Origin of the sequence: Streptomyces sp. NPDC050147 (genome assembly GCF_040660195.1) — a bacterium.
Taxonomy (GTDB): Bacteria; Actinomycetota; Actinomycetes; order Streptomycetales; family Streptomycetaceae; genus Streptomyces.
The window spans coordinates 194,293-218,786 of record NZ_JBFALJ010000011.1 but is presented as its reverse complement, the minus strand read 5'-3'; the positions used below and the strand labels follow the sequence as shown (position 1 = coordinate 218,786).

21 protein-coding genes are annotated in these 24,494 nt (G+C 70.1%); 12 read left to right on the top strand and 9 right to left on the bottom strand.

Translation table 11 applies throughout. The annotated features are described in order from the left end of the window. Positions 1-121: 121 nt before the first annotated feature. From AB0I94_RS19285 to serA, 5 genes are all read left to right on the top strand, one after another. Positions 122-2,995 carry an EAL domain-containing protein gene (locus AB0I94_RS19285; RefSeq protein WP_363310799.1) on the top strand — a complete coding sequence of 958 codons (2,874 nt, stop codon included), beginning with the start codon at positions 122-124 and terminating at the stop codon, positions 2,993-2,995. A gap of 233 nt (positions 2,996-3,228) precedes the next feature. After that, positions 3,229-5,076 (top strand): acetolactate synthase large subunit, encoded by a 1,848-nt coding sequence (locus AB0I94_RS19280; RefSeq protein ID WP_363310757.1) that lies wholly within the window; start codon positions 3,229-3,231, stop codon positions 5,074-5,076. A 29-nt stretch (positions 5,077-5,105) separates the two neighbouring features. Continuing rightward, positions 5,106-5,633: an acetolactate synthase small subunit gene (gene ilvN, locus AB0I94_RS19275; protein ID WP_160507374.1), complete on the top strand. Its 528-nt coding sequence runs from the start codon at positions 5,106-5,108 to the stop codon at positions 5,631-5,633. A 110-nt stretch (positions 5,634-5,743) separates the two neighbouring features. Beyond that, positions 5,744-6,742 (top strand): ketol-acid reductoisomerase, encoded by a 999-nt coding sequence (gene ilvC / locus AB0I94_RS19270; protein WP_363310756.1) that lies wholly within the window; start codon positions 5,744-5,746, stop codon positions 6,740-6,742. A gap of 231 nt (positions 6,743-6,973) precedes the next feature. Next, entirely contained in the window at positions 6,974-8,578 is a 1,605-nt protein-coding gene (gene serA / locus AB0I94_RS19265) for a phosphoglycerate dehydrogenase (protein ID WP_363310755.1), read from the top strand. A 197-nt stretch (positions 8,579-8,775) separates the two neighbouring features. Here the strand turns inward: serA and AB0I94_RS19260 are convergent, their stop codons facing one another. Both AB0I94_RS19260 and AB0I94_RS19255 read right to left on the bottom strand, forming a co-directional pair. Further along, entirely contained in the window at positions 8,776-9,150 is a 375-nt protein-coding gene (locus AB0I94_RS19260) for a hypothetical protein (protein WP_363310754.1), read from the bottom strand. Between the two features lie 93 nt (positions 9,151-9,243). Further along, positions 9,244-10,416, bottom strand: a complete 1,173-nt coding sequence (locus tag AB0I94_RS19255) for a helix-turn-helix domain-containing protein (RefSeq protein ID WP_363310753.1) — start codon at positions 10,414-10,416, stop codon at positions 9,244-9,246. 180 nt (positions 10,417-10,596) lie between these two features. Between AB0I94_RS19255 and AB0I94_RS19250 the strand changes: the two genes are divergently transcribed. Further along, entirely contained in the window at positions 10,597-11,523 is a 927-nt protein-coding gene (locus tag AB0I94_RS19250) for a proline dehydrogenase family protein (RefSeq protein WP_363310752.1), read from the top strand. Between the two features lie 49 nt (positions 11,524-11,572). Beyond that, the gene (gene pruA / locus AB0I94_RS19245) at positions 11,573-13,204 is read left to right on the top strand and encodes an L-glutamate gamma-semialdehyde dehydrogenase (RefSeq protein WP_363310751.1); all 1,632 of its coding nucleotides are present in this window, start codon (positions 11,573-11,575) and stop codon (positions 13,202-13,204) included. An 81-nt stretch (positions 13,205-13,285) separates the two neighbouring features. Here the strand turns inward: pruA and AB0I94_RS19240 are convergent, their stop codons facing one another. After that, a complete protein-coding gene (locus AB0I94_RS19240) occupies positions 13,286-14,155 on the bottom strand; it encodes an alpha/beta fold hydrolase (protein ID WP_363310750.1) in 870 nt (289 codons plus the stop codon). Positions 14,156-14,296: 141 nt separating this feature from the next. Next, positions 14,297-14,665 carry a MerR family transcriptional regulator gene (locus AB0I94_RS19235; RefSeq protein ID WP_363310749.1) on the bottom strand — a complete coding sequence of 123 codons (369 nt, stop codon included), beginning with the start codon at positions 14,663-14,665 and terminating at the stop codon, positions 14,297-14,299. 74 nt (positions 14,666-14,739) lie between these two features. On the opposite strand from AB0I94_RS19235, the gene AB0I94_RS19230 reads away from it, so the two are divergent. Beyond that, positions 14,740-15,861, top strand: coding sequence for an alkene reductase (locus AB0I94_RS19230; protein ID WP_363310748.1), 1,122 nt, complete (start codon positions 14,740-14,742; stop codon positions 15,859-15,861). Here the strand turns inward: AB0I94_RS19230 and AB0I94_RS19225 are convergent. The 4 genes from AB0I94_RS19225 to AB0I94_RS19210 form a co-directional block, all read right to left on the bottom strand. After that, a complete protein-coding gene (locus tag AB0I94_RS19225; RefSeq protein ID WP_363310747.1) occupies positions 15,840-16,547 on the bottom strand; it encodes a nitroreductase family protein in 708 nt (235 codons plus the stop codon). The two genes, AB0I94_RS19230 and AB0I94_RS19225, sit on opposite strands and share 22 nt — an antisense overlap. Positions 16,548-16,566: 19 nt before the next feature. Beyond that, positions 16,567-17,766, bottom strand: a complete 1,200-nt coding sequence (locus AB0I94_RS19220; protein WP_363310798.1) for a lysophospholipid acyltransferase family protein — start codon at positions 17,764-17,766, stop codon at positions 16,567-16,569. Between the two features lie 65 nt (positions 17,767-17,831). Further along, complete coding sequence (locus AB0I94_RS19215; protein ID WP_363310746.1) at positions 17,832-18,695, bottom strand: phosphatidate cytidylyltransferase; 864 nt, start codon at positions 18,693-18,695, stop codon at positions 17,832-17,834. Then, complete coding sequence (locus AB0I94_RS19210) at positions 18,692-19,288, bottom strand: CDP-alcohol phosphatidyltransferase family protein (RefSeq protein ID WP_363310745.1); 597 nt, start codon at positions 19,286-19,288, stop codon at positions 18,692-18,694. The genes AB0I94_RS19215 and AB0I94_RS19210 overlap by 4 nt, the downstream gene beginning before the upstream one ends. Before the next feature lie 76 nt (positions 19,289-19,364). On the opposite strand from AB0I94_RS19210, the gene AB0I94_RS19205 reads away from it, so the two are divergent. Together AB0I94_RS19205 and AB0I94_RS19200 are read left to right on the top strand one after the other, a co-directional pair. Continuing rightward, positions 19,365-19,892 carry a GNAT family N-acetyltransferase gene (locus AB0I94_RS19205; RefSeq protein WP_363310744.1) on the top strand — a complete coding sequence of 176 codons (528 nt, stop codon included), beginning with the start codon at positions 19,365-19,367 and terminating at the stop codon, positions 19,890-19,892. 282 nt (positions 19,893-20,174) lie between these two features. Continuing rightward, positions 20,175-20,303, top strand: coding sequence for a hypothetical protein (locus tag AB0I94_RS19200; protein WP_363310743.1), 129 nt, complete (start codon positions 20,175-20,177; stop codon positions 20,301-20,303). 15 nt (positions 20,304-20,318) lie between these two features. Here the strand turns inward: AB0I94_RS19200 and AB0I94_RS19195 are convergent, their stop codons facing one another. Next, a complete protein-coding gene (locus AB0I94_RS19195; protein ID WP_363310742.1) occupies positions 20,319-21,917 on the bottom strand; it encodes a metallophosphoesterase family protein in 1,599 nt (532 codons plus the stop codon). 152 nt (positions 21,918-22,069) lie between these two features. Between AB0I94_RS19195 and AB0I94_RS19190 the strand changes: the two genes are divergently transcribed. Together AB0I94_RS19190 and AB0I94_RS19185 are read left to right on the top strand one after the other, a co-directional pair. Further along, the gene (locus AB0I94_RS19190) at positions 22,070-23,119 is read left to right on the top strand and encodes a 3-isopropylmalate dehydrogenase (RefSeq protein ID WP_363310741.1); all 1,050 of its coding nucleotides are present in this window, start codon (positions 22,070-22,072) and stop codon (positions 23,117-23,119) included. A 245-nt stretch (positions 23,120-23,364) separates the two neighbouring features. Continuing rightward, positions 23,365-24,462 carry a branched-chain amino acid aminotransferase gene (locus tag AB0I94_RS19185; RefSeq protein WP_363310740.1) on the top strand — a complete coding sequence of 366 codons (1,098 nt, stop codon included), beginning with the start codon at positions 23,365-23,367 and terminating at the stop codon, positions 24,460-24,462. Positions 24,463-24,494 lie beyond the last annotated feature (32 nt).

The window sequence follows — 24,494 nt, the reverse complement described above, 5'->3', positions numbered from 1 at the left end:
CGGGGCCGATCAGTCACGGGAGGCGGACGGACGCGGGCGCAACACGGACCAGGGCGGCCCGGTGAGCACCCGCCCGTCACCCGCCACCGCCCTGGAGGGCGGCGGAGGGCTGACGGTGCCGATGCGGTCCGGCCCGCCCCTGACCCGGCGCCCCGCCTCCGGCGCGAGTCTCGTCTCGCAGGTCGCCCTCCTCGTGGTCTGCGGTGGATACGCCACCGGGGCCGCGTTCGGCTGGGGATCGACCAAGGTCGCCCTGATCATGGGTGATTTCGGCCTGAGCGCCGCGGCCGCGGTCGCCGCGGTCTCCTGTTTCCGGTACTCAAGGACCCGGCGCAGCCGCTTTCGATCCGCATGGCTGCTGTTCGCGCTCTCCTCCGCGATGGCGGCCCTGGGCAACGGCGTATGGGGCTGGCACGAGGTGGTGCTGGAGCAACCGGTGCCGAGCGCGGGCCTCGCCGACCTGTTCTTCCTCTGCTTCGCGCCGCCCGCCATCATCGGTCTGCTCGTGCTCGCCAAACGCCCGGTGACAAAAGCCGGTTGGGTCTGCCTGTCGCTGGACGCCTGGCTCATCGGCGGCTCGCTGCTCACGCTCTCCTGGAGCCTGGCGCTCGCGCACACGGCACAGTTCGAGGGCCATACCGTCGCGCACGCCGCGCTCTCGCTCGCCTATCCGCTTCTCGACATCGCGCTGGTCAGCATGGTCCTCGCGCTGCACTTCAGACGGTCATCCGGCAACCGCACGGCGGTGAACACGGCGATCAGCGCACTGGCGCTGACCGTCATGTGCGACGCGATGTTCACCTCGCCCCTCCTGCACGCCAGTTACCGCTCGGGGCAGATGCTGGACGCGGGGTGGTTCGCCGGCTCACTGCTCCTCGCGTACGCGCCCTGGGCGGCGCCCTGGCGCAAGCGCGAGGACGTCGCGCAGAAGGATGCGCGCGTGCGGCACGACGAAGTCCCCGAGGACGCGCGGACCGCGGCCACCCGCCCGATCGCCGGATCGCTGGCCGCGCTGACGCCCTATCTCGCCGCCGCCGTCTGCACGCTGGGGGTCCTCTACAACGTCCTCAGCGGCCGCAGCGTCGACCAAGTGGTCCTCTTCACCGCGGGCACGGTCGTGCTCGCCCTGGTCGTGCGCCAGGGCATCATGCTCCTGGACAACATCACCCTCACCCAGGAACTGGCCCAGAAGGAGAACCACTTCCGCTCCCTGGTCCAGGGTTCGAGCGACGTCATCATGATCGCCGCTCCGAACGGCATACTCCACTACGTCAGCCCGGCCGCCTCGGGTGTCTACGGCCGCGAGGCCGAGGAGCTCGTCGGCTCCGAACTGGCCTCGCTCATGCACCCCGAGGACCTGGGCCGCGTGGTCCACGAAGTCCGCAGGTTCCTCACCGCGAACCCCGCCGACGAGCCCACGACCCGCATCGAGTGCCGCTTCAAGTCCGGCCACGGAGACTGGCTGAACGTGGAGTCCACGGTCAACCGCCATCAGGGCGGGCTCCTCTTCAACAGCCGCGACGTCACCGAACGGGTCCGCCTGCAGGCGCAGTTGCAGCACAACGCCGAGCACGACCCGCTCACCGACCTGCCCAACCGCTCCCTGTTCACCCGCCGGGTGGGCCAGGCGCTCACCGGTCGCAGGGTCACCGACCGGGGTACGGCCGTGCTCTTCATCGACCTGGACGGCTTCAAGGCGGTCAACGACACCATCGGCCACCAAGCGGGGGACGAGCTCCTGATCCAGGCGGCCCGCCGCCTTCAGGAGGCCGTCAGGTCCGGGGACTGCGCGGCCCGGCTTGGCGGCGACGAGTTCGCCGCGCTCATCGTGGGCGACGGCACCCGCGACCAGGCCGCGCGCGAGCAGCACATCTACGAACTCGCCGACCGTCTCAGAATCACCCTCTCCCAGCCCTACGCGATCGACGGGAACGACGTCCGCGTGGCGGCTTCCATCGGCGTGGCCTTCGCCGAACCAGGCATCGGCGCCGGCGAGTTGCTGCGCAACGCCGACCTCGCGATGTACCGCGCCAAGGCCGCGGGAAAGGGCCGCGTCGAGCTGTACGCACCCCAGATGCAGGCCGACGTCGTACGCAAGGCGGAGCTGGCGACGAGGCTGCGCACCGCCCTGCACGACGGCGAGTTCGCGCTGCTCCACCAGCCGGTGGTCTCCCTGGACGACGGCCGCATCACCTCCGTCGCCGCCCAGGCGCGCTGGCGCTCGGCGCAGGGCATCCTCTTCACGCCCGCCGAGTTCCTGCGCGTGGCCGACGCCTCGGACGCCCAGGAGGGCGCCCGCGCCGCCGAGCTGGGCCGCTGGATGATCGAGGAGGCCGTCCAGCAGGCCGCGGAGCGCGGCCGTACGGGGCACGCCACCTCGGTCACCGTCCGCATCAGCGCACGGCGCCTCCTGGACCGCTCCATGCCGCTCGGCTCCATCGAGGCGCTCCTCACCCGGCACGGCCTGCCCTCCGGGGCGCTCATCATCGAGCTCGCCGACAGCGACCCCCGGGTATCCCTCGACGACCTGGAGCGCAGGCTGACGTCCCTGCGCAGGCTCGGCGTACGCATCGCCCTGGACGGCTTCGGGAGCGGATACGCCGCCATCACCGCACTGCGGCGGCTCCCCGTCGACGTACTGAAGCTGGACCGCGGTCTCGTCGAGGGCGTCGTCGAGTCCGCCCGGCTGCACAAGATCACCTCCGGTCTGCTGCGCATCGCCACCGACCTGGGGCTGCGTTCGGTGGCCGACGGCGTCGACCTCCCGGAGCAGGTCATCGCCCTGCGCGCGATGGGCTGTACGCACGGGCAGGGCATGGCGTTCTCCGGGCCGCTCGACGAGTACCGCCTGCGCCGTGCGCTGACGCTCGGGCGGTATCCGGTCCCGCACGGGCCCGCGGAGCCGGTCCTCGCGGGTGGCCCTCCCATGGCGTACGGAGGAGGTGCGGAGCCCTTCGCCCGCTCACATAATGAGACCCCCATCCCACCTACTTGACAGGCACTGTGCGCTGGGGAGAGGGTCAATGCCATGCGCACCCGAATTCTCGTACTTGGAAAGCGCGTCGGCTGAAGCTGGGACTCACCGGTCCGAACACCGGAATCCCTGCACTCGCTCCGACGCGCTCCCCTCGCTTGCCCCACGGCACGAGGGGTTTTTTGTTGCACCGGCACCTGCCAAACCCCCGCAAAAACCCCGCAAAAACCCTCAGCTTCGAGAAGAGAATGCCGATGACCGAGCAGGCCACCGGGGCCCACCATCCGCAGCCGCGGCCCCGATCCTCAGGACAGCAGTCGACGCCCGTCGAGCACGTCACGGGTGCGAAGTCCCTCATTCGTTCTCTCGAGGAAGTCGGGGCCGACACGGTATTCGGCATTCCCGGCGGCGCCATCCTTCCCGCGTACGACCCGATGATGGACTCCACCCGCGTCCGTCACATCCTGGTCCGGCACGAGCAGGGCGCGGGCCACGCGGCTACCGGATACGCGCAGGCCACCGGCAAGGTCGGGGTGTGCATGGCGACGAGCGGCCCCGGTGCCACCAACCTCGTCACGCCGATCGCCGACGCCCACATGGACTCCGTGCCCATGGTCGCGATCACCGGCCAGGTCGCCTCCAAGGCGATCGGCACGGACGCCTTCCAGGAGGCGGACATCGTCGGCATCACGATGCCGATCACCAAGCACAACTTCCTGGTCACCAAGGCGGAGGACATCCCGGCGACGATCGCGGAGGCCTTCCACATCGCCTCCACGGGCCGCCCCGGGCCTGTCCTGGTCGACATCGCCAAGGACGCGCTGCAGGCGCAGACCACCTTCAGCTGGCCGCCCACCCAGGACCTGCCCGGCTACCGCCCGGTGACCAAGCCGCACGCCAAGCAGATCCGCGAGGCCGCCAAGCTGATCACCGCCGCCAAGCGGCCCGTCCTCTACGTCGGCGGCGGCGTCCTGAAGGCCAACGCCACCGCCGAGCTGAAGGTCCTCGCAGAACTCACCGGAGCGCCCGTCACCACCACACTGATGGCGCTCGGCGCATTCCCCGACAGTCACGAGCTGCACGTGGGAATGCCGGGCATGCACGGTGCGGTCACCGCCGTCACCGCGCTGCAGAAGGCCGACCTGATCGTCGCCCTCGGAGCCCGCTTCGACGACCGCGTCACCGGCAAGCTGGACAGCTTCGCGCCCTTCGCGAAGATCGTCCACGCCGACATCGACCCGGCCGAGATCGGCAAGAACCGCGCCGCCGACGTGCCGATCGTCGGAGACGCCCGCGAGGTCATCGCCGACCTGATCCAGGCGGTCCAGGCCGAGCACACCGCGGGCCAGAGGGGGGACTACACCGCTTGGTGGAACGACCTCAACCGCTGGCGCGACACCTACCCCCTGGGGTACGACCAGCCCGAGGACGGCTCGCTCTCCCCGCAGCAGGTCATCGAGCGGGTCGGCCAGATGGCCCCCGAGGGCACCATCTTCGCGGCGGGCGTCGGCCAGCACCAGATGTGGGCGGCCCACTTCATCCAGTACGAGAAGCCCGCCACCTGGCTCAACTCCGGCGGCGCCGGAACGATGGGGTACGCGGTCCCGGCCGCGATGGGCGCCAAGGCCGGTGCGCCCGACCGCACGGTCTGGGCGATCGACGGCGACGGCTGCTTCCAGATGACCAATCAGGAACTGACCACCTGCGCCCTGAACAACATCCCGATCAAGGTCGCCATCATCAACAACGGCGCCCTCGGCATGGTCCGCCAGTGGCAGACGCTGTTCTACAACCAGCGTTACTCCAACACCGTGCTGCACAGCGGTCCCGAGGACATCGGCCCCAACAAGGGCACCCGCGTCCCGGACTTCGTGAAGCTGTCGGAGGCCATGGGCTGCGTGGCGCTGCGCTGCGAGCGCCCCGAGGACCTCGACAAGGTCATCGCCGAGGCCAATGCCATCAACGACCGCCCCGTCGTGGTCGACTTCATCGTCCACGAGGACGCCCAGGTCTGGCCGATGGTCGCCGCCGGTACCTCGAACGACGAGGTCATGGCCGCCCGCGGGGTCCGCCCCGACTTCGGCGACAACGAAGACGACTGAGACCGAGAGCGAAAGAGAGAGAACGAGTCATGTCCACCAAGCACACGCTCTCCGTCCTGGTCGAGAACAAGCCCGGTGTCCTCGCCCGGATCACCGCCCTGTTCTCCCGCCGCGGCTTCAACATCGACTCCCTCGCCGTGGGCGTCACCGAGCACCCCGACATCTCACGCATCACCATCGTCGTGAACGTCGAGGACCTGCCGCTCGAACAGGTCACCAAGCAGCTCAACAAGCTCGTCAACGTCCTGAAGATCGTCGAACTGGAGCCGGCCGGCGCCGTGGCGCGCGAACTGGTCCTCGCCAAGGTCCGCGCCGACAACGAGACGCGCTCGCAGATCGTCGAGATCGTCCAGCTCTTCCGCGCCAAGACCGTGGACGTCTCGCCCGAGGCGGTCACCATCGAGGCCACGGGCTCCAGCGACAAGCTGGAGGCGATGCTCAAGATGCTGGAACCCTTCGGCATCAAGGAGCTCGTCCAGTCCGGCACCATCGCGATCGGCCGCGGCTCGCGCTCCATCACGGACCGCAGCCTGCGGGCGCTCGACCGCTCGGCCTGAACCGGCCTGCACCACCCACAGGGCCCGCCCGGATGGCGAGACCTGAAAACTTTCTTCCCCCCGCCCGCCGTACGGTGGGTCGCAACACCAGCACACATAGGAGATTTCCAGTGGCCGAGCTGTTCTACGACGACGACGCCGACCTGTCCATCATCCAGGGCCGCAAGGTCGCGGTCATCGGATACGGCAGCCAGGGCCACGCCCACGCGCTGTCGCTCCGTGACTCGGGTGTCGACGTCCGCGTCGGTCTGCACGAGGGCTCCAAGTCCAAGGCCAAGGCCGAGGAGCAGGGCCTGCGCGTGGTGACTCCCTCGGAGGCCGCCGCCGAGGCCGACGTCATCATGATCCTGGTCCCGGACCCCATCCAGGCCCAGGTCTACGAGGAGTCCATCAAGGACAACCTCAAGGACGGCGACGCGCTGTTCTTCGGTCACGGACTGAACATCCGCTTCGGCTTCATCAAGGCCCCCGAGGGCGTCGACGTCTGCATGGTCGCCCCGAAGGGTCCGGGCCACCTCGTCCGCCGTCAGTACGAGGAGGGCCGCGGCGTTCCGTGCATCGCGGCCGTCGAGCAGGACGCGACCGGCAACGGCTTCGCGCTGGCTCTCTCGTACGCCAAGGGCATCGGCGGCACGCGTGCGGGCGTCATCAAGACGACCTTCACCGAGGAGACCGAGACCGACCTGTTCGGCGAGCAGGCCGTGCTCTGCGGTGGCACCGCGGCGCTGGTCAAGGCGGGCTTCGAGACGCTGACCGAGGCCGGCTACCAGCCGGAGATCGCGTACTTCGAGTGCCTCCACGAGCTGAAGCTGATCGTGGACCTCATGTACGAGGGCGGCCTGGAGAAGATGCGCTGGTCGATCTCCGAGACCGCCGAGTGGGGCGACTACGTCACCGGCCCGCGCATCATCACGGACGCCACCAAGGCCGAGATGAAGAAGGTCCTCACCGAGATCCAGGACGGCACCTTCGCCAAGCAGTGGATGGACGAGTACCACGGCGGTCTGAAGAAGTACAACGAGTACAAGACCCAGGACGAGAACCACCTCCTGGAGACCACCGGCAAGGAGCTCCGCAAGCTCATGTCGTGGGTCGACGAAGAGGCCTGAGGCACTGAGGACAACGCCGGAGGGAGCGATCTCCCTCCGGCGTTGTCCACCTCGTCCAGCCACGGACGAGTGATCCTTCCGCGGAGGCGTAAGACGGCCCCCGCCGCGCCACTACACTGCTTTCAACAAACGCGTCAGGCCCACAGCGTCGTGCGTCTTCCACGCGGCTAGCACCCTCCACCGCATGCGGCCGTCGGGACGGCCGTCCGCATTGGACTTGTGAGGACTCACGTGAGCACTGCTGCCAACGGCAAACCGGTCGTACTCATCGCTGAAGAGCTGTCGCCCGCGACTGTCGACGCTTTGGGCCCGGACTTCGAGATCCGTCAGTGCAACGGCGCGGACCGCGCCGAGTTGCTGCCCGCCATCGCCGACGTCGACGCGATTCTGGTCCGCTCCGCGACCAAGGTCGACGCCGAGGCCATCGCGGCCGCCAAGAAGCTGAAGGTCGTCGCCCGCGCGGGTGTGGGCCTGGACAACGTCGACGTGTCCGCCGCCACCAAGGCGGGCGTGATGGTGGTGAACGCACCCACCTCGAACATCGTCACCGCCGCCGAACTCGCCTGTGGCCTGCTCATCGCCACGGCCCGCAACATCCCCCAGGGCAGCCAGGCGCTCAAGGCCGGCGAGTGGAAGCGCTCGAAGTACACGGGCGTCGAGCTCGCCGAGAAGACCCTCGGTGTCGTCGGCCTCGGCCGTATCGGCGCCCTCGTCGCCCAGCGCATGAGCGCCTTCGGCATGAAGGTCGTCGCGTACGACCCGTACGTACAGCCCGCGCGCGCCGCGCAGATGGGCGTCAAGGTCCTCAGCCTCGACGAGCTGCTCGAGGTCTCCGACTTCATCACCGTGCACCTGCCCAAGACCCCCGAGACGGTCGGTCTGATCGGCGACGAGGCCCTGCACAAGGTCAAGCCCTCCGTCCGCATCGTGAACGCCGCGCGCGGCGGGATCGTCGACGAGGAGGCGCTGTACTCCGCGCTGAAGGAGGGCCGCGTCGCGGGCGCCGGTCTGGACGTGTACGCGAAGGAGCCCTGCACGGACTCCCCGCTCTTCCAGTTCGACCAGGTCGTCTGCACGCCGCACCTCGGAGCCTCGACGGACGAGGCACAGGAGAAGGCGGGTGTCTCCGTCGCCAAGTCGGTGCGCCTCGCCCTCGCCGGTGAGCTGGTCCCGGACGCGGTGAACGTCCAGGGCGGCGTCATCGCCGAGGACGTGCGTCCGGGTCTGCCGCTCGCCGAGAAGCTCGGCCGGATCTTCACCGCCCTCGCGGGCGAGGTGGCGGCCCGCCTCGACGTCGAGGTGTACGGCGAGATCACCCAGCACGACGTGAAGGTGCTCGAACTCTCCGCGCTCAAGGGCGTGTTCGAGGACGTCGTCGACGAGACCGTGAGTTACGTGAACGCGCCTCTCTTCGCCCAGGAGCGTGGCGTCGAGGTCCGCCTCACCACGAGCTCGGAGTCCCCGGACCACCGGAACGTGGTCACGGTGCGCGGCACGCTCACCGGCGGCGAGGAGGTCTCGGTCTCCGGCACGCTGGCCGGACCCAAGCACCTGCAGAAGATCGTCGCCATCGGCGGGTACGACATCGACCTGGCGCTCGCCGAGCACATGGTCGTCCTGCGGTACGCGGACCGTCCCGGTGTCGTCGGCACCGTCGGCCGTGTCCTCGGCGAGGCGGGCATCAACATCGGCGGCATGCAGGTCGCCCGCGCTGACGTGGGCGGCGAGGCGCTCGCCGTCCTCACGGTGGATGACACCGTCCCGCAGGCGGTGCTGAACGAACTGGCCGAGGAGATCGGTGCGGAGTCCGCTCGCGCGGTGAACCTCACGGACTAGGGTCCCGGAAAACTCCCTGAGGTCTCAAGGAGCTGGCGGGACCCCGGACGGGCTGGACCTCTCCAGCCCGTCCGGCGTTTGTCCGGCTGCCCTGGGCGGACGCCCGGGGGAGTGACGGAGGGGCTGAAAGCAGAAGTGGTGCGGGCGGCTTCGAGCCACCCGCACCACTGCCGGTCATGCCGACGAGCCGTTCCTGGCTACCACTTCATGCACGCACGGGGGACGTATCCCTTCACGTTCGTGCTGTTGTTGATGCCGTAGAGCCACTCGGTGCTCGTCTTGCCGCAGAGCGTGTACTTCTCGCCCTTGATCGACTTGCCGTCGTTGCAGATGAAGCCCTTCTGCCCCTTGCCCCACACTCCGAGGGCCGTGCCCTTCACCTTCGGCGTCGAGCGGATCTTGACGCTCTCCTTGGCCGGCACGTTCGTGAGGCCGTTGCCGCAGTAGGGCGCCGCGGCGGCGGCGGCGGACACCGGCGCCGACGGCGTCTGCGCCATGGCGACACCACTGGTCAGGGTGGTGCCGGCAAGGGCGACGGCGGCGACGGCGGGTGCCAACAACGTGAATTTCATCGGGTGTTACGTCTCCCCTGTGGAATGGCTGAGTGATCAAGAGGAGACGCTACTCGGCCATGGTCACGTCAGAAGCCGTCTGTAGCCGCGCTCTTACAGTCGTGACGCTTTCAGAACCATGTGCAGCAGCAACCGGTCCTCGCCGTCGTCCAGGTCCAGGGCCGTGAGCTGCTCCACGCGGGAGAGACGGTAGTAGAGCGTCTGGCGGTGGATTCCCAACTCCGCCGCCGCGCGGCCCGCTTGGCCCGCGCAGTCCAGGAACACCTCCGCGGTGCGGGCCAGTTCGCGGTGGGCGGGGGAGAGCAGCGCGCGGGCCGCCGGGTCCTCGGCGGCCTCGGCGGGCAGCGAGGTGAGCAGGCGGTAGGGGCCCACCTCCGCCCACTGGGCCACGGGGGCGAAGCGCGGTTCGGCGCGGGCCGCGCGGGCCGCCGTCGACGCCTCCCACCAGGCGGCCCCGAGCTCCTCCAGACCGTGCCGGGCGTTCGCGATGCCCGCCGCCGCGTCCTTCGCCGCCTCCAGGAGCCGCGTGGCCGCAGACAGGGCAGGGGTGAGCACGTCCGCCGAGCGCAGCCGGACCAGGACCGCGAGGCTCTGGCCCGCCGTGCCCCAGGGCACCGTGCACAGGGCGGTGGCCCCCTGCACCGTACGGACCGAGGGAGCCGAATCGGGGTCCGCGGAGGGCCAGGGGGCCACGCACACCACCGCGTGCAGGCCCTCGCCGCGCGGGCCGAGCGCCGTACGCAGGTCGGCCACGGCCATGTCCCGCTGCCAGCCGCGCTCGGCGGTCAGGACCGCGCGGAACTCCCGGGTCAGATCGGCGCCCGCCTGCACCTCGTCGGCGAGCAGCGCGCCGATGCGGGCGGCGACCTCCATGGCGGCGGCCAGCTGGGCTTCCGTGGGTCCGGGCTCGTTGTCGAGCAGCCATACGTATCCCAGGGCGAACCCCCGATGCCGTACGGGAAGGCAGATCCGACCGCGGTAGACGCCCGCCTCCGGGGTGGGCGGAATGCGGACCGGGGCCGTCGCGCGGGTGATGCCGAAGCTCTCGAACCAGGTGCGGACCCCGGTCGTGGAGCGGCGCGTGAGGATCGAGCGGGTGCGCACCGGGTCCAGGGCCGCCGCGTCGAAGTCGCTGTCGCCGCCGCCGCTGTCGTGCGCGCCGAAGGCGATCAGCTCGAAATCGCGGTTCTCCAGCGTCGCGGGGGCGCCGAGCAGGGCTGAGATCTCGTCGACCAGTTCCTGGTAATCGCCTTTCACGCTGTCCATTCTGACGTAGTTCGCCCCCGCCTTCAGACAGATGTCTGAGATCCAGGGCACGGATGCGTGACAGCTGTCGATGGCACCGGATCGGCGGGATCCTTAAGTTTCACGGTGGTTCTCCGTGCCGTACCGGTTCGTTACGACTGACCAGGTAAGGCCTTGTTTCTACTCTCCGTGGAGGTGCCCGTGCTGGGTCCCGTGATCCTCGCCGCGTCGCGCAGCGACCAGATGCGCCGATTCGTCTCGGCGGCCCCCGGCACCAAGCAGGTCGTCGCCCGCTTCATCGCCGGTGAGACCGTGGACCAGGTCGTGCCGATCATCACGGACGCCGCCGACAAGGGCCTCGAGGTCACCCTCGACGTCGTCGGCGAGGACATCACCACGCCCGAGCAGGCCGCCGCCGCGCGTGACGCCTATCTGGAGCTCGTCGAGCGTCTCAAGGACCTCGGCCTCGGCGCCAAGGCCGAGATGTCCGTGAAGCTGTCCATGTTCGGGCAGTCCCTCGAAGGCGGTCACGAGCTGGCCCTCGCCAACGTCCGTCCGGTCGTCGAGGCCGCCGCCGCGATCGGCACCACGGTCACCCTGGACGCCGAGGACCACACCACCCTCGACTCGATGTTCGCCATCCACGAAGAGCTGCGGAAGGACTTCCCGCAGACCGGCTGCGTCATCCAGTCCTACCTCTTCCGCACCGAGGACGACGCCCGCCGCCTGGCCGCCGCCGGCAGCCGCGTACGCATCGTGAAGGGCGCCTACAAGGAGCCCGCCGAGGTCGCGTACCAGGACAAGGCGGAGATCGACAAGGCGTACGTACGGATCATGCGCATCCTCATGGAGGGCGACGGGTACCCGATGATCGGGTCCCACGACCCGCGCCTGATCTCCATCGCACAGGAGCTCGCGCGGCGTGCGGGGCGCAAACTGGACGAGTACGAGTTCCAGATGCTGTACGGCATCCGCAGCGACGAGCACCTGCGGCTCGCGGCCGAGGGCCACCGGATGCGTGTCTACACCGCGTACGGCACCGACTGGTACGGATACTTCATGCGCCGCCTCGCGGAGAAGCCGGCCAACCTGCTCTTCTTCGCCCGCTCCATCCTCACCAAGGGCTGAGCGCTCCTTCCCGACTTCCCCCGACCCCCCTAAAGGAGATACGGAACTCATGGACGCTGTGACCCAGGTCCCCGCGCCGGTCAACGAGCCGGTGCACGGCTACGCCCCCGGTTCCCCGGAGCGTGCCCGCCTCGAGACCAAGCTCAAGGAGCTCTCCGAGAACCCCATCGAGCTGCCGATGACCATCGGTGGCGTCAAGCGCCTCGGTGGCGGTGAGCCCTTCCAGGTCGTGCAGCCGCACAACCACAAGTCCGTCATCGGCACCGGCCGCGGCGCCACCAAGCAGGACGCCCAGGACGCGATCGACGCGGCCCTCGCCGCCGCTCCGGCGTGGCGCGCGATGTCCTTCGACGACCGCGCCGCGATCATCCTGCGCGCCGCCGAGCTGCTCTCCACGACGTGGCGCGAGACGCTCGCCGCCTCCACGATGCTCGGCCAGTCGAAGACCGCCCAGCAGGCCGAGATCGACACGCCCTGTGAGCTGATCGACTTCTGGCGCTTCAACGTCAAGTACGCCCGTGACCTGCTCGCCGAGCAGCCCCCGGCGAACGCGACCGGCGTCTGGAACCGCCTGGACCACCGCCCGCTGGAGGGCTTCGTCTACGCGATCACGCCGTTCAACTTCACCGCGATCGCGGGCAACCTCCCCACCGCCCCGGCCCTCATGGGCAACGTGGTCGTGTGGAAGCCGTCCCCGACGCAGACGCACGCCGCCGTGCTGCTCATGCAGCTCCTGGAGGAGGCGGGCCTGCCCAAGGGCGTCATCAACCTCGTCACCGGTGACGGCATCGCAGTCTCGGAGGTGGCCCTGACCCACCGCGACCTGGCGGGCATCCACTTCACCGGCTCGACCCCGACCTTCCAGCACCTGTGGAAGACGGTCGGCGAGAACATCGCCAACTACCGCACGTACCCGCGTCTGGTCGGCGAGACCGGCGGCAAGGACTTCGTCGTCGCGCACCCCAGCGCCGACCGCGCCGTCCTCAAGACGGCCCTGACCCGCGGCTCCTTCGAGTTCCAGGGCCAGAAGTGCAGCGCCTCCTCGCGTGCGTACGTCCCCGCCTCGATCTGGAACGACGGCTTCCGCGAGGAGTTCGCCGCTGAGGTCGACGGCATCAAGATGGGCGACGTCACGGACCTCTCCAACTTCATCGGAGCGGTCATCGACGAGCGTGCGTTCGCCAAGAACAAGGCGGCCATCGACCGCGCGGCGGCCGACCCGTCCTGCACGATCGTCGCGGGCGGCACGTACGACGACTCGGTGGGCTACTTCATCCGTCCGACCGTCGTCGAGTGCTCGGACCCGGCCAGCGAGGTCTTCACGACCGAGTACTTCGGCCCGTTCCTGGCGATCCACGTCTACGAGGACGACAAGTACGAGGAGATGCTGACCCAGATGGAGTCGGTGTCGGACTACGCCCTCACCGGCTCGGTCATCGCCAACGACCGCGCCGCGGCCGCGTACACGATGGACAAGCTCCGCTACGCGGCGGGCAACTTCTACATCAACGACAAGTCGACCGGTGCCGTGGTCGGCCAGCAGCCCTTCGGCGGCGGCCGTGCCTCCGGCACCTGCGACAAGGCGGGCGCCCCGCAGAACCTGCAGCGCTGGACGCTGACCCGCGCCATCAAGGAGACGCTGGTCCCGCCGACGGACTACTCGTACCCGCACATGGGCTGACGCCCCCCGGGGCCTCGGCCCCCCTGAACCCCGCCCCCGACCTGGGCCCCACCCCGGTCGGGGGCGGTGCTGTTTCCCGGGTCAGGGCAGGCGCCGGGTCAGGAAGTCGTCGATCAGACCGGCGATCTGCGCCGCGTGGGTCTCCAGGGCGAAGTGGCCGGTGGGCAGGAGGTGCACTTCGGCCTCCGGCAGGTCACGGAGGAAGGCGAGGGCGCCTTCGGGCACGAAGACCTCGTCGTGGGCGCCCCATGCCGCGAGCAGCGGGACCTGGGAGGCACGGAAGTACTCCTGGAACGCGGGATACAGCTCGATGTTGCTGCCGTAGTCGCCGATCAGGGAGAGCTGTATCTCGTCCTGGCCCTCGCGCGCCATCAGCGCGGCATCGTGCAGCCAGGCATCGGGGCTGACCAGGGTCGGGTCCGGGACGCCGTGCGTGTACTGCCACTTGATGCCTTCCGGGGAACGGATCTCCCGTACGGGCGCGGCGGTCTTCTCGTTCGGGTCGGCGATGTAGGCGAGGACGGGCGCCCAGGCTTCGGTGCCGAGGCCCTCCTCGTAGGCGTTGCCGTTCTGCGTGACGATCGCGGTGACGCGCTCGGGGTGTGCGAGCGCGAGGCGCAGACCGATGGGCGCGCCGTAGTCCTGGACGTAGAGCGCGAAACGCGTGAGCCCCAGCTGCTCGGTGAACTCCGCGGTGAGGGCGGCGAGTTCGGCGAAGGTGTACGTGAAGTCCCGGGCGGAGGGCGTGGCCGAGCGGCCGAAGCCGATGTGGTCCGGGGCGATGACGCGGTAGCGGTCGGCGAGGAGCGGTATGAGGTCGCGGAACATGTGGGAGCTGGTGGGGAAGCCGTGCAGCAGGAGGAGGACGGGGGCGTCGGCGGGTCCCGCCTCGCGGTAGGAGATCTCGTGGCCTCGGACGGTGGTGGAGCGGTGGTGGGTCTTGCTGCTCATGTCTAACCCCTCAAGTGCAGTTTGGTGGTTGCCTCAGGGTGAGTAGAGCACGTGACGACCTAACCGGTCAATGAGTGTTCAAGGGTTAGGGGTTAGGGGTTGGGAATTGGCGTTGAGGGTGGGGGCCGGGACTCGAGCTGATCAGGCGTTGCTCTTCTCCGACGCCGCCGAGATCACCTCGTCCAGGACCTCCCGTGCCCGCAGCAGCTCCTCGACCATGCCGTCTATGCGGGCCCGTTCCACCGACAGCTGGTCCACCAGCCATGGTGTCGCCGTCTCCGACGGGCCGCCGTCCTGGTCCCGCATGCACGGGAGGAGCTGCACGATCTTCGCGCTGCACAGGCCCGCCGCGAACAGCTCCTGGATGCGGACGACCCGGTCGACGGCCGCCTCCGGGTAGTCGCGGTGGCCGCCGGATGTGCGGTCCGCGGGCAGCAGGCCTTGCTTCTCGTAATAGCGCAGGGACCGCTCGCTCACAGCGGTACGCTTCGCCAGCTCGCCGATCCTCATGTCACGCGTACCTCCGCACTTGAAGTGCCTTCGCACTTGAATCTGACACCAGTGTCAACTTCTACCGTTCCGGCATGACGAACACTTCGCTTCTCGCACCGTATTCCGCGGGCCCCCTCGGGCCCCTCCCCAACCGCATCGTGATGGCTCCCATGAGCCGCCACCGTGCCACCGAGGACGGCACCCCGCTGCCCGTGGTCGCCGACCACTACGCCCAGCGCGCCAGCGCCGGCCTCATCGTCACCGAGGGCATCTGGCCCAGCAGCCGGGGCCAGAGCGGCTGGCGCTTCCCCGGCCTTGAGACCGCCGCGCACATCGAGGGGTGGCGGCGGGTCACCGCAGCCGTGCACGCCGCCGGTGGCCGGATCTACGCCCAGCTGATGCACGGCGGCCGGCACGGGCACCCGCTGTCCCGGATCGACGAGGACGCGCCCGCGGCGCCGTCCGCCGTGCTCGTCGACCCGAGCCGCGTCCACGTGCGTGACGGCGGCAAGGCCGACCCGGTCACCCCGCGCGAGATGAGCCTCGACGACATCCGCACGGCGGTCCAGGACTTCGCGGACGCCGCCCGCAATGCCATCGCCGCGGGCTTCGACGGCGTCGAACTGCACGGTGCCAACAGCTACTTGATCCACCAGTTCCTCGCCGACAACTCCAACCTCCGCACCGACGCGTACGGCCGGAACACGATCGCCGACCGCATCCGCTTCGCCGTGGAGGTCGTACGCGCCGTCGCCGACGCCATCGGCGCCGAGCGGCTCGGCCTGCGCCTCTCGCCGGGCAACCCGCAGTTCGGCATGGTGGAGGCGGACCCCGGCCCCGTCTACCGCGCGCTGCTCGACGAGATCGACGGCCTGGGCCTGGCCTACCTCCACCTCACCGACAACGACAGCTACCCGGCCCTCACCGACCTGCGCCCCCACTGGCACGGCACCCTCATCGGCAACGTCGGCGAGAACGGCGACCCGACCACGCGGGAGGCGGGCGAGGCGGTCCTCGCCGAAGGCCTGGCGGACCTCGTCTCGTACGGGCGGGCCTTCATCTCCAACCCCGACCTGCCGGAGCGGTTCGCGGCGAACGCGCCGCTCCAGGAGATCGACGCGGCGCACCTCTACACCCACGGGGCCGAGGGGTACACGGACTACCCGTCCATGGAGCGTCAGCTGGTCTCCGCTCAGACCTCCACGAGCACCTGATCCAGCGACTTCCGCACGAGATCGGGGACCTGGCAGTCCGGCGCCGGATAGCCCACCGGGATCACCGCGAACGCCTTCTCGTTCTCCGGCCGGCCGAGCACCTGCGACAGGAACCGCATCGGGCTCGGCGTGTGGATCAGCGCGGCGAGGCCCGACAGGTGCAGCGCGGACAGCAGCATCCCCACCGCGATGCCCACCGACTCGTCGACGTAGTAGTGCTTGTGCTTGGTGCCGTCCTCGCCCAGCCAGTAGCGCTGCTGGAAGACGACGACCAGCGCGGGCGCGTCCGTCAGATGCGGCTTCACCTCGTCCGTGCCGAGCGGACGCAGGGCCGCCAGCCACTCCTCGCCGAGGCGCCCGTCGTACGAGACGCGCTCCTCGTGCTCGGCGGCCTCACGGATACGGCGGCGTATCTCCGGATCCTGGACGAGGACGAAGGTCCACGGCTGCTGGTGCGCGCCGGACGGCGCGGTCGCCGCGCACGCGATGGCGTCCCGCACGACTTGTGCCGGTACGGGGTCGGGGGCGAACTGCCGCACCGTGCGCCGCTCCTGCATCCGTGCCCTCAACTCGGCCGCGTGCGCGAGGGATTCGGTTTCGGGCATGCGCTCGGGGCGGTACGGAACGGAGCGGTAGGGCTCGCCGTGGATGGGGGTCCAGGGCCGTTCTGCGGTCTCGTCAGCCATGTTCATGAGTGTGCCCCGGTCAGCTCCATCCCGTCACGATCAATGAGAGCCCGAGCGTGAATCCGCCACCCAGCAAGGCCAGATACAGCCCGTAGAACCGTCGGAGCCTGTGGACGAGGAACCCGAAGGCCCCGAAGGCGAGGCCCACCGTGAGGGTGCGGGAGCCGCGGGACAGTGCCGAGTGGGCCAGCCAGTCGTGCGGCGCGATGTCGGCGCGGCCTGCCTCGCGTGCGTACACCTTGAAGGGGATGCCGTTCCAGGGCTGGTGGCGGACGGCCGCCGCGCCCTCGACGGCGAGCTCGGCACGTACCTCGGCGCGCATCCGGTCCGTGGTGAGCGGATGGGGCGACTGCACGCCGGAAGCGCCCAGGTGGAGGGCGAGCAGCCCGCCCGCCAGGCTGCCCGCGAGCGCCGTGAGGGACAGCTTCAGGGCCCGGCGCGGCATGGCCACGCAGGCGATGGCGAGGAACAGCTCCGGCATCAGGGGCCAGCTCAGCGCCTCCGCGAAGGCCCAGACGAAGCCTGCGGCGAGGCCCCGGCGGGAGGCCGCGACCGCCGCGATCCGCTTGCGCGCGGGGGAGTCGGCGAGGGGTTCCTGCGTCGTACGGCGATACAGCGCGGCCACCGCGTCGCGGGCCTCCCCGGGGGTGGCCGACGCGGGTAGCGGCTCACCGATGGCGACCCGCACCAGGGCGGGGCGGAGCCTGCCGTGCTTGGGCAGGAGACGGTCCGTGCCCGCGATGGCGACCGGGACGACGGGCACGTCCACCTGCCGGGCGAGGACGAGAGCGCCCTTGTGGAAGGCGCCTAGTTCGCCGGCCTGTGCGCGGGTGCCCTCGGGGAAGAGAACGACGGCTCCGCCCGCGCGCAGGGCGTCCGCCCTGGACAGCAGGTCGTCCATGCCGCCTCCCGTACGGCGTACGGGGAACCCCGCGGCCAGGCGGCTGCAGATCCGCCGCCGCCAAGGGGAGGCGAACCAGTAGTCCGCGGCGGCGCCTATCGCGGGCGCGTGGCGGGCGTCCAGTGCGGCGAGGAGGGCGGCGGTGTCCGCGTGCGATGAGTGATTCGCCACGACCACGCAGCCACCGCGCGGGAGTCGACCGCGCCGCTCGACACCGCCGGTGAGGGTGAGGAGGGTCCACCACAGGGCACGGCGCAGACGGGCCGCGCCCCGCTTCGGGCGCCGTCGGTCACCGGCTCCGCCGAGTCCGTCCTCAATCTCCCCCAAGCTCTTAAGGAGCAGGGAGGGACCCCCATGACAGGCTGAAAACGTCGTACGAACCCTCACAGCGTCACCACCATCGTCAGAAGCAGAGCGACCAGCAGCGAATCGATCCGGTCGAGCAGACCGCCGAACCCCGGCAGCCAGCTCCCCGCGTCCTTCACGCCCGCCTCGCGCTTGACCATCGACTCCAGGAGATCCCCGAGTACGCAGCCGGCGAGCACCGCGGCCCACAGCACCGGGGAGAACGCACCGACCGCGGCCAGCGCGGCGGCGGTCGCGGTGGCCGCGCCCACGACTCCCGCCCAGGTCTTGTTGGGGGAGAGGGGAGACAGCGGCCGGGCGAGAAGGCCCCTGCGGCCGAGCGCCGTACCCCCGCACCACGCACCCACGTCCCCGAACGCCACCGCGACGCCCACCGCCACGGCCGTGTCGCCCAGCAGTACGAGTCCGCTCAGCGAGACGGGGATCCAGAGCAGCCCGAAGACCGTCCGGCTCGCCCGCGTGAAGCCCTGCGCGGCATCTCCGGAGAAGAGGGCCGCACCGGCGGCGGCGATCAGCAGCACGCCCGCCGTCCGCAGATCCAGGGCGCCGGGCGCGGCCCAGGCGATGCCCGGCACCGCCACGGCGGCCACCGCGAGCACCGCGCGCTCGCCCCGCGGCAGCCCCGCCATCCGCGCGTACTCACCCACAGCGATCAGCCCGAGCCCGGCCGCGAGCGCGAACGCCCCCGCCCGGCCCAGGAAGAACGCCCCGAGGAAGAGCGGCGCGGCCAGCGCCCAGGTCCGCCACCGCTTGCGCAGCTCGGCCCGCATCCGCACCCGCGAGGGCAGCGCGGCGACGGCCACTCCACCAACGCCGAGCACTCCGGCCACCACGGGCACGGCGCGCCCCGCGGCCTCCCCGGCGATGAACGCGGCGCTCATCGCCGACCCTCCGGGTGAGCCGGGCCCAACTCCCGCCACAGCCGCACGAGCCGCAGCCCCGCCGTCAGCGCCGAACCCGCCGCGATCACCGCGAGCACCGGAACGAACCACCCGGAAGCCGCCGCGAGGATCACGAGGGCGCAGCGTTCCGTCTTGCCGACCGGGCCCCCGTTCAGGCGGGGCGCGCCCGCCGCCGCGCCCGCGAGCGACACCCACGAAGGGAGCGTCGCCGCGAGGCCCGCCGTCGCCACCAGCCACAGCGGGGCCAGGGTCGAGAAACCCGCGAGCATGGCCAGATCAGCCGCCCGGTCACCCAGTTCGTTCAGGAGCGCCCCGCGGCGCGTCGTGCGGCCCGTGTCGCGCGCCAGCGCGCCGTCGAGGTTCGCGAAGGCGAGGCGGGCCGCGAGCAGCGCCGCCACCGGGAGCGCCGCGAACGGAACCGGCAGCCAGGCGAGCGACGCCGCCGCGCCCGCCGCGCAGAGCACACCCGCCGTGGTGAGGGTGTTGGGCGACACCTCGCGGCGGGCGAGCGCGCCGCGTACGCCGGACAACCGGTCCGCGTACCAGGGCTTGAGAGCGTAGAGGCCGTTCATGGCACCGACTCTGCCGCCGTCCGGGCGTGGGCAAATCGGCGTGCGTACTCAAGTTCGGCCTGAGTACGGTGGAGAGGTGACCACGCTGCGTACGGCCCATACCTGCGATCTCGACCCCACCGAACTCCGCGCGGCCCGCGCCCTGATGGACGAGGCGTTCGACGGGGACTTCACTGACGCGGACTGGGATCACGGCCTCGGCGGGCTGCACGCCCTCGTGCACGACGACTCCGGTCTCCTCCTCGCGCACGGCTCCGTGGTCCAGCGCCGCATCCTGCACAACGGCCGTTCGCTGCGCATCGGTTACGTCGAAGCGGTCGCCGTCCGCCCGGACCGGCAGCGGCAGGGGCTCGGCGGCCAGGTGATGGGGGCGCTCGAGCACGTGATCGACCGGGCGTACGCCCTTGGCGCGCTCTCCGCGTCGGACGAAGGGCAGCGGCTCTACCTCGCCCGCGGCTGGCAGGAGTGGAAAGGCACGGTCGGCGCCCTCGGCGCGGAGGGCGTGATCCACATGCCGGACGAGGAGCCCCCGCTCCTGTGGGGCGCCGGTCTCGACCCGGCGCACGAACTTCTCATCGACTGGCGGGACGGGGACGTCTTCTAGTCGAAGGCGCCTGCCGGCTTCAGCCGAAAACACACTGATCCGCGACCTCAGGGCGGCCGAATGAGGGGCGCGGAGTGAAGCCCGTCTCAGATAGTAGGAAGTCCGAGTAATTGTGGAGACAGACGCTCCGTCCTCGCTTAGCTTTGTAGAAGCCGAACGTCTCGCTCGACCAAGCGAATGGCGGTCGTGAGCCGGAGCCCCGTGCAGGCAACCCCTGTGGCTCCCGCTCCCCGCCTCTTCCGGCGTCTCGAAATCACCCTTCCCTCAAGGAGTGGATCTCTCATGGCCGAGACGACCGCACGCCGAGTCCGACACGCCTCCCGTACGAACGATTCCGAGCGCAAGAACGCCGCCGCGGCCCTGCAGCGCGCACTCGACCGCAGGGACAACGGCGGCGAGACAGGTCACTGACCTGCCCGCGCCCCGCTACTTGCCGCGCACCACCTCGAAGTGGTCCACGCGCTCTCCGCTCTCGGCGAGTGCGTGGACCGTCAGCTTCGGGTCCGCGCCGGCCGTCACCTCCACCGCGAGGAACGAGAAGCCGGTGTACCGCACCCGTGACCACTCCACGGTGTCCGGGTCGGGAAGGCGCGACTTCGTCCAGTGGAACGACAGGACCGAGTCCCGGTCCTCGACGCTCCCCTCGAAGCTGTCCTTCACGCCCGCCGGAAAGCTGTAGAGGTCCTTGCCCGCGCCGCCCGCGGTGACGTACACGATGCCGTCGCGCGTCGGATCGGTCGACGCGCCGACCGGCACGGGCCTGCCGACCTCGCCGCCCTTGATCGCGTCGGTGCGCTCGTAGACGTGGTTGTGGCCGTTGACGACCAGGTCCACCTGGTGCTTGGTGAACAGCTCCAGCCACGCGTCGCGCACTCCGCCGTCGGACCCGTGCGTCGCCGTCGAGTACATGCAGTGGTGGAAGAAGACCACGATGAAGTCGATGGCCTCGTCCGCCCGCAGTTCGCCGAGGCGCTTGTCCAGCCACGCGGTCTGCTTGCCGTCCGTGTAGCCCTTGTTGGCGGGGATCTCGTACGAGACGTCGTTCGCGTCGAGCGCGACGACGCCGACATTGCCGTACGTGAAGGAGTAGACGCCCGGCGCGTTCCTCGGATCGAAGCCGTTCTCGGGGAGCGACCAGCGGGCGGACTGGCCGCCGTAGCCGTTCGGCGAGTACCACGCCTCCATGTCGTGGTTGCCGGTCGTCACCATCCACGGGACCGACTTCGCCACGGACTCCGTCTGCGCGAGGAAGGTGTCCCACACGCGCGCGTCGTACGTGTCGGACTCCTTGCCGTGCCCGGTGCTGTCCGCGTAGCAGATGTCGCCCGCGTGCAGATGGAAGGACGGGTTCTGGCCCAGGATCAACTGGTCGTTGGCGAGCGCGTCGTAACTCACGCCCTGGTCGCCGAAGGCGGTGAAGACGAACTTCTCGGGTGTCGCGGGCGCCGTGCGGAAGGAGCCGATCGTCGCCATCCGCTCGGGCGACGCCGGGTCGAAGCCGTCGTGGCCGACGCCGTAGTAGTACGTCGTGCCGGGCTTCAGGCCGTCCAGCGCCGCGTGCAGGTAGTACTGCTCGACCGCGGGCAGCTTCTTCGACAGGGACGGGGTGTGCAGATCGCGCACCTCCGCCTCGATCTTCCGGCTCAGCTCCCACGGCTTGAGCCCCACGCGCAGATAAGGGGACCTGACCGCGAACGGCACCTGCCAGGAGACCCGCATCTGCGTCTTCGGGTCGGCCCCGAAGGCGAGGTGCCGGGCGAAGGGCGCCACCAGCTTGCCGTCGACCTTGACGGGCGCGGACGGTGCGGACGCAGCGGCCAGCGGGCTCGACGCCGACGCGCTCTCGCCGTGGGCGTTGCCCGAGCTGCCGGCGAGCAGGCCGATGCCACCGACCGTGCCGGCGGTGGCGAACGAACTGGCGAGGACCTTGCGGCGGGAGAGCTTCCGGCGCAGGTACTCGTGCTGCTCCGGCATGCTCATCCTGGCGGCGAGTTGCTCCGGTATGCCGACGTTGGGGGTGTCCATGGAGAGAGAACTTCCCAGTGACCTCCAACTCCCGCCAGGCCTGCGGGTAAAGAGCGAGTGGCCATGTGGTGGCGCCCGCATGGCGTGACCAGGGGTGTCCGCATGCCGGACTGCTCGTGTCATCCCCTGGGACGGAGCGTAGGGTGCTGGGCATGTCGGCAAGTTCTCGCATCCTCAATCTCGCAGTGATCCCCGGTGATGGAATCGGCCAGGAAGTCGTGGCCCAGGGGCTCAAGGTCCTCAATGCCGTCCTCCCGCAGGATGTGAAGCTGGAGACCAAGGAGTTCGACTTCGGCGCCAAGCGCTACCACGCGACCGGTGAGACCCTCACCGACGCGGACGTCGATGCCCTCAAGCGGTACGACGCGATCCTTCTCGGCGCGATCGGCGACCCCTCGGTCCCGTCCGGCGTCCTGGAGCGCGGCTTCCTGCTGAAGCTCCGCTTCCTCTTCGACCACCACGTCAACCTGCGGCCGTCGAAGCTGCTCCCGGGTGTGGCGACCCCTCTCAAGGGCCAGCCCGAGATCGACTTCATCGTCGTACGCGAAGGAACCGAAGGCCCGTACACGGGCAACGGCGGCTCGATCCGCACCGGGACCCCGCACGAGGTCGCCACCGAGGTCTCCGTCAACACCGCCTTCGGTGTGGAGCGCGTGGTCCGTGACGCCTTCGCCCGCGCGCAGGCCCGCCCGCGCAAGAAGCTGACGCTGGTCCACAAGAACAACGTCCTCGCGTACGCCGGTCACCTCTGGACGAACGTCTTCAACGAGGTGGCGAAGGACTTCCCGGACGTCACCACCGACTACATCCACGTCGACGCCGCGACGATCTACCTCGTCACCGACCCGGGCCGTTTCGACGTGATCGTCACCGACAACCTCTTCGGCGACATCATCACCGACCTCGCCGCGGCCGTCTCCGGCGGCATCGGCGTCGCGGCCTCCGGGAACATCAACCCGAGCCGCGAATTCCCGTCGATGTTCGAGCCCGTGCACGGCTCGGCGCCGGACATCGCGGGCCAGGGCAAGGCCGACCCGTCCGCCACCGTCCTGTCCGTCGCGCTGCTCCTGCGTCATCTCGGGTACGAGGACGAGGCGGGGCGCATCGAGACCGCCGTCTCCGCGGACCTCGCGGAGCGCGGCGACACGGTGCGCACCACCGAGCAGATCGGCGACGCGCTCGCCGTACGAGTAGCGGGCTGACCCGGTAGCTCACCCCTCTGACACAGAAGCCGCCGGGTCTGGTTCACGACCCGGCGGCTTCTCGTATGCGGCTCCGGGTGCCACCATCGACCCCTGGGCCGCATTCACGCTGTTTCTTCCTCGGCGCCACGCGAGCGATAATCGAACGCGGGGCCGCGGAATGCAGGGTTACTCGGACGTCCTAGTACGAGGAGTACAGACGTGAGCGCGGTCCGTCACCATCACACCGTGAAGGACTAGTACTCATGACGACGACGCCGACACCCACGATCGAGCTCAAGCCCACCTCGAGCCCGCTGTCCAAGGCGGAGCGCGAGGCGATCCTGGCCAACCCCGGGTTCGGCCGCCACTTCACCGATCACATGGTGACGATCAAGTGGACGGAGGGCCGCGGCTGGCACGACGGCCAGCTCGTGCCGTACGGCCCGCTCTCCCTCGACCCGGCGACCAACGTCCTGCACTACGCGCAGGAGATCTTCGAGGGCCTGAAGGCCTACCGCCGCCCCGACGGCTCGGTGGCCTCCTTCCGCCCCGAGGCCAACGCGGAGCGCTTCCAGCGGTCGGCGCGGCGGCTCGCCATGCCGGAGCTGCCGGTCGAGACGTTCATCGAGGCGTGCGACGCGCTGGTGAGGGCGGACAAGGCGTGGGTGCCGGCGCACGGTGGCGAGGAGTCGCTCTACCTGCGTCCCTTCATGATCGCGAGCGAGGTCGGCCTGGGCGTGAAGCCCGCCAACGAGTATCTCTTCATCGTCATCGCCTCGCCCGCGGGCGCGTACTTCCCCGGTGGCGTCAAGCCCGTCTCGATCTGGCTGTCGGAGGACCGCGTGCGCGCCGTCCCCGGCGGCGTGGGCGACGCCAAGACCGGCGGCAACTACGCGGCTTCCCTCCTCGCCCAGGCCGAGGCCGCGGCGAAGGGCTGCGACCAGGTCGCCTACCTGGACGCCGTGGAGCACAAGTGGGTCGAGGAGCTCGGCGGCATGAACCTGTACTTCGTGTACGGAGACAAGATCGTCACGCCGACCCTGACCGGCTCGCTGCTCGCCGGGATCACCCGGGACTCGCTGCTGACGGTCGCCAAGGACCTCGGCTACGAGTCGGAGGAGGCGCGGGTCTCGATCGACCAGTGGCAGGCGGACACGGCCGAGGGCACCCTGACGGAGGTCTTCGCGTGCGGCACGGCGGCCGTGATCACCCCGGTGGGCACGGTCAAGTGCCGCTCGGGTGAGTGGACGCAGAGCGGCGGCGAGCCGGGCCCGGTCACGATGAGGCTGCGCGAGGCGCTGCTTGACGTGCAGCGGGGCACGGCGGAGGACCGGCACGGCTGGATGCATGATCTCGGCTGAGGGCTTACGTCTGTACGCGGTGGAGGCCGGGC